This window comes from uncultured Campylobacter sp. (assembly GCF_937949835.1).
Classification (GTDB): Bacteria; Campylobacterota; Campylobacteria; order Campylobacterales; family Campylobacteraceae; genus Campylobacter_B.
Genome location: NZ_CALEDC010000279.1, coordinates 1 through 4803 on the forward strand (window position 1 = coordinate 1; position 4803 = coordinate 4803).

Consider the following 4803-nt stretch of genomic DNA (forward strand, 5'->3'; position numbering starts at 1 on the left):
TTTGGAATTTTTGGAATTTTTGGAATTTTTGGAATTCCGCCGCCGCGACTTAAAATTTTGGCAGCGGAATTTAGAAAGCTTTGCAGGCTTTAATAGCCCGTGCAAGGCTGAATTTCAACCTTATACGGCTAGAATTCGTACGCTCGCGTGAAGAATTTCACAAATTATAGTTTGCTCGCGTTTTTGTCTAGATACTCTGCGACGCCCTTAGGATCTGCTTTCATTCCTGCGTCGCCTTTGTGCCAACCTGCAGGGCAAACCTCGCCGTACTCGTTGGTAAATAGCATCGTATCGACCATTCTTAGCATCTCGTCGATGTTTCTGCCGAGTGGTAGGTCGTTGATGACAGCGTGGCGAACGGTGCCGTCTTTGTCAAGTAGAAAGCTGCCGCGAAGCGCTACGGCGTTGCCAAACAGCACGTCAAAGCTGCGCGCGATGTCCTTCGTGATGTCTGAGACGAGTGGGAACTGCACTTTGCCGATACCGCCTGCGTTTACCGGAGTGTTTTTCCACGCAAGGTGGGTAAACTCGCTATCGCAGCTAACGCCGATAACTTCGATGCCCTTGGATTTAAAATCTTGATATCTGTGATCGAATGCGATGATCTCGCTCGGGCAGACGAAGGTAAAATCTTTTGGATAAAAGAATACGACCGCGCCTTTTTCGCCGATATTTTTATAGAGGTTGAAATCCTCGACTATTTCGTTGTTGCCTAAAACCGCAGTTGCCGTGAAATCAACGGCTTTGTTGGTTACTATCATTTGTTTCTCCTTGTTAATAAAATTTATGATGGCGATTATACATTTTAAAACTTTATATTTGCTGAAATTTGATGAAAATTTTTATATAATAAAATTTATTTGCTTGATAATATTAAATTTTATCATTTTTTAAATTTAGTATGTTATCATCACGCTTCATTTTTTGATAAAGGAGAAACAATGGCTGTAAAAATCACCGATATTTGCATTAGCTGCGGCTCATGCATCGACGAGTGCCCGGTAAATGCGATCGTTGACGATAGCGATAACCCAAGCGGCGAGGATAGCTACTACGTATACGCCGATAAATGCGTCGAGTGCGTGGGCTACAACGACGAGCCGGCTTGCGCTAGCGCCTGTCCGACCGACGGCTGTATCGTCTGGAGCGACATCGTAGCGGGTCAACCTAGCAGGGATAGTATAGGTGCGGATCTACGCAGCGGAGATACCCCGGTATTTGCTTAGCAGATAAAATTCCGCGATCAAATGCGCGGAATTTTAATTCATTCAATCCTTAAATAAATTTTAACCTATTTTTCGATACAATCCGCCTTTCACTTTAAGGAGATTATATGCAGCAAACGCTTTCTATTATTAAGCCTGATGCCGTTAAAAAGGGCGTTATCGGCAAAATTATCGATCGTTTCGAAAGCCACGGACTAAGAATCGCAGCGGCTAAAAAATTATGCCTAAGCGCCGAAGATGCGGGTAAATTTTATGAAATTCACAAGGATCGCCCTTTTTATAAGGATCTGATTGAGTTTATGACTAGCGGCCCGGTGGTCGTAATGGTGCTAGAAGGCGATGATGCCGTAGCTAAAAATCGCGCGCTAATGGGCGCTACCGATCCGAAAAAAGCGGATAAAGGCACGATCAGAGCAGACTTTGCGGACAGCATCGACGCTAACGCCGTTCACGGCAGCGACAGCCTAGAAAACGCAAAAACCGAGATCGCATTTTTCTTTGCAAAAAGAGAAATTTGCTAAGAGTGCCGCGTGAAGATCGCTTTTGCTAAAATTTCCGCATCGCCCGTGCCGTTTGAAATTTCGAGGGACGGGCTTAAGCTTAGCGGAAATTTAAAACGAAAAGACTCTAAGTTTATCGAGTGCAAGGGCGAAATTAAGGGCAAAATTCCATACATTTGTGACCGTTGCGGCAAAGAATTTGATCTTGACGTGAGCGAGAGCGTAAATTTGCTTTTAAGCGAAGGCGTTTTTAACGACGAAAGGCACGAGAGCTTGGACGTTATGGAGTTTTTCGGCGCCGAAGTTGATCTGGATGAAATTTTAAGAAGCGAAACGGAAGCTTTCAAAAGCGACTATTTTTATTGCGAAGAATGCAAGAACTAAATTTATAAAGGAGAAAAAATGGCAGTTCCAAAGCGAAGAGTTAGTAAAACTCGTGCGGCAAAAAGACGCACTCACTACAAAGTGACCCTTCCGATTCCCGTCAAAGATAAAGACGGAAGCTGGAAAATTCCGCATAGAATAAACAAAACTACGGGCGAATATTAATCCGATGATTTCCGTTGCTATAGACGCGATGGGCGGTGATTTCGGCTGCGAGCCGATAATAAACGGAGTTGTAGATGCGCTGCGAGAGCGTAAATTTAATGCGTTTTTGGTAGGCGACGAAGCGCAAATCAAGCCTTTTATTCCACAAGATCAAGGTCTTGAGAAATATATCACTTACGTAGCTGCAAGCGAAGTTTTCGAGATGAAAGAGGGCGCAACGGACGCTCTTAAACGCAAAGAAAGCAGCATCTTTAAAGCGGTCGATCTAGTAAAAGACGGCACTTGCAAAGCCGTGGTATCAGCAGGACATAGCGGCGCTACGATGAGCCTTGCGACGCTTCGCATAGGAAGGCTCAAAGGTATCTTGCGCCCGGCGATTGCTACGCTGATGCCAAATTCCATAGGTGGACGCACGTTGGTGCTTGATGTGGGCGCTTATGTGGATTGTAAGCCAGAGAATTTGTTTCAATTCGCGATTATGGGCGAAGCATACGCCAAGGAGATTATGGGTTTAAACGCACCACGCATCGGCTTATTATCCAACGGCGAGGAGGATAGTAAAGGCAACGAGGTAACAAAAGAAACCTTTCATATGCTTAAGAAGATGCAAAATTTTATCGGTAATGTAGAAGGCAATCAAATTTTTGACGGCTCCGTGGATGTCGTAGTTTGCGACGGATTTATCGGCAACATTATGCTAAAATCCAGCGAAGGTGTCGCAAGCGCTATCGGCAAACTTATTAAAAACGAAACTAAAAAATCCCCGATCGCCATCGCAGGCTCCATCTTGATGAAGCGCGTCTTTAAAATTATCAAAAAAAGTACGGATTATGACGAATACGGCGGCGCGCCACTTTTAGGCGTCAAAGAATGCGTCATCATAAGCCACGGCAAAAGCACCCCGAAAGCCGTTAAAAACGCGATCTTTCAGGCGCTTAAATTTGCAGATTCTAAAATCAACTCCGCGATAGAAAGCGAAATTTCTTCAAACGAGCAAAAATGAAAAAAGCCTCGATGATCTCGATCGCAGCATACGCACCGAGTCAAATTTTAACTAATTTCGATCTTGAAAAAATGGTTGAAACGACTGATGAATGGATCGTCAAGCGAACAGGCATTCATGAGCGCCGTATCGCGAAGGGCGAGAGTACTAGCGATTTGGGCATGAAGGCTGCAGCGCTTGCGATCGAGCGTAGCGGGTTGCAAAAAAACGAGATCGATGCGATAATCTGCGCCACGATCTCGCCCGATTATTTCTGTATGCCCTCGACTGCGTGTGTCATCGCAGATAAACTGGGCTTAAATTTCGGCATCACGGCATTTGATATAAATGCCGCCTGTACGGGCTTCATCTATCTTTTAGAGCTTGCAAAATCCCTCATCGAAAGCGGTGCTAAAAAACACGTATTGATAATCGGCACGGAAAAGTTAAGCTCGATAGTCGATTGGAGCGACCGTGCTACGTGCATACTTTTCGGCGACGGCGCGGGCGCTGCGGTTATCGCGGCGCGTGACGATAACGAAATCATCGACATTCATACCGCTAGCGACGGCAGCAAGGGCGATCTTCTCATCACCGCAGCCCCAGGCAGCGTCAATCCACTCAGCCAAAAAATCATCGACGAAAAGCTGGGCTTCATGCAGATGGCTGGGCGCGAGGTCTTTAAAATCGCGGTACCGACGCTTAGCAACGATGTCGTGGAGATTTTGGAGAAAAATAAAATTTCGCCCGAGCAGGTCGATCTTTTCATCCCGCATCAGGCAAATTTGCGCATTATCGAGGCGGTCAAGGCTAGACTGGAATTTAGCGATGAGCAGTGCGTGCTTACGATCGGTAAATACGGCAACACGAGCTCGGCGTCGATCCCGATGGCGATAAATGACGCTTACGAGAGCGGCAGGCTCAAAAACGGCTCGCTTATGCTTTTGGATGCGTTCGGCGGCGGCTTTACGTGGGGCAGCGCGCTTTTGAAATTTGGCGGTAAGAGCACAAACTAGCGCTTTTTAAATTTTATTATCTTTGAATTTCGCTATATTTAAGAGTTAAAATTCCAAGCTTATTTACAAAACTAATTTCAAATTTATATTTATTCCGAGTTAGGTTTCAAAATTTTAAAATGAAGCGTTTGCGATTAAAAGCATATTATTATGATCTTGGGTAGTTTGCATATCGGCTTCTGCGTGAGATAGTAAAACGACGTTAGTCTTAGGTCTGTTGCTTTTTGGCGGCGGGCTTTTAGAATATAAAAGAAATCAAATATGCGATAGCCTAAATGGGTGTTAATTTCAGCTGATTCTATACATTAACGGCTTGTAATTTGCTGCAAAGCTCGGCAAGGATTTTTACGGGCGGCGTATGTGGATCTTTTGAGCGACCTACACATAGGCTGTAGAATAAAATTCAAATACCAAAACGCTCACAACAGCAAGCATCAAATTGCCTTAGATTTGAAATTTAGCATAAACGCCGGTAAATTTAAATCAAATACTACGAATGGAACAATAAGGGACGCTATGTCATGAGTACA

General features: G+C 44.7%; 7 protein-coding genes. 6 read left to right on the forward strand and 1 reads right to left on the reverse strand.

The window, feature by feature from the left end:
* Positions 1–164 precede the first annotated feature (164 nt).
* Positions 165–761, reverse strand: coding sequence for a peroxiredoxin (locus tag Q0256_RS06255; protein WP_297961236.1), 597 nt, complete (start codon positions 759–761; stop codon positions 165–167).
* Positions 762–941: 180 nt separating this feature from the next.
* Between Q0256_RS06255 and Q0256_RS06260 the strand changes: the two genes are divergently transcribed.
* The 6 genes from Q0256_RS06260 to Q0256_RS06285 all read left to right on the forward strand — a co-directional run bounded on the left by Q0256_RS06260 (position 942) and on the right by Q0256_RS06285 (position 4273).
* Positions 942–1226 carry a DUF362 domain-containing protein gene (locus tag Q0256_RS06260; protein WP_005871245.1) on the forward strand — a complete coding sequence of 95 codons (285 nt, stop codon included), beginning with the start codon at positions 942–944 and terminating at the stop codon, positions 1224–1226.
* A 107-nt stretch (positions 1227–1333) separates the two neighbouring features.
* Positions 1334–1747 carry a nucleoside-diphosphate kinase gene (gene ndk / locus Q0256_RS06265; RefSeq protein ID WP_177388469.1) on the forward strand — a complete coding sequence of 138 codons (414 nt, stop codon included), beginning with the start codon at positions 1334–1336 and terminating at the stop codon, positions 1745–1747.
* A gap of 9 nt (positions 1748–1756) precedes the next feature.
* Positions 1757–2110, forward strand: coding sequence for a hypothetical protein (locus Q0256_RS06270; protein ID WP_297961239.1), 354 nt, complete (start codon positions 1757–1759; stop codon positions 2108–2110).
* Positions 2111–2128: 18 nt separating this feature from the next.
* Positions 2129–2275 carry a 50S ribosomal protein L32 gene (gene rpmF / locus Q0256_RS06275; RefSeq protein WP_005871250.1) on the forward strand — a complete coding sequence of 49 codons (147 nt, stop codon included), beginning with the start codon at positions 2129–2131 and terminating at the stop codon, positions 2273–2275.
* Positions 2276–2279: 4 nt separating this feature from the next.
* Positions 2280–3278, forward strand: coding sequence for a phosphate acyltransferase PlsX (gene plsX / locus Q0256_RS06280; protein ID WP_297961242.1), 999 nt, complete (start codon positions 2280–2282; stop codon positions 3276–3278).
* Complete coding sequence (locus Q0256_RS06285) at positions 3275–4273, forward strand: beta-ketoacyl-ACP synthase III (protein ID WP_297961245.1); 999 nt, start codon at positions 3275–3277, stop codon at positions 4271–4273. The genes plsX and Q0256_RS06285 overlap by 4 nt, the downstream gene beginning before the upstream one ends.
* The last annotated feature ends 530 nt before the right edge of the window (positions 4274–4803 follow it).

Coding starts and splice junctions, on each gene's coding strand:
- plsX (WP_297961242.1), top strand. CDS start 2,280: ATGATTTCCGTTGCTATAGACGCGATGGGCGGTGATTTCGGCTGCGAG.
- Q0256_RS06260 (WP_005871245.1), top strand. CDS start 942: ATGGCTGTAAAAATCACCGATATTTGCATTAGCTGCGGCTCATGCATC.
- Q0256_RS06285 (WP_297961245.1), top strand. CDS start 3,275: ATGAAAAAAGCCTCGATGATCTCGATCGCAGCATACGCACCGAGTCAA.
- ndk (WP_177388469.1), top strand. CDS start 1,334: ATGCAGCAAACGCTTTCTATTATTAAGCCTGATGCCGTTAAAAAGGGC.
- rpmF (WP_005871250.1), top strand. CDS start 2,129: ATGGCAGTTCCAAAGCGAAGAGTTAGTAAAACTCGTGCGGCAAAAAGA.
- Q0256_RS06255 (WP_297961236.1), bottom strand. CDS start 761: ATGATAGTAACCAACAAAGCCGTTGATTTCACGGCAACTGCGGTTTTA.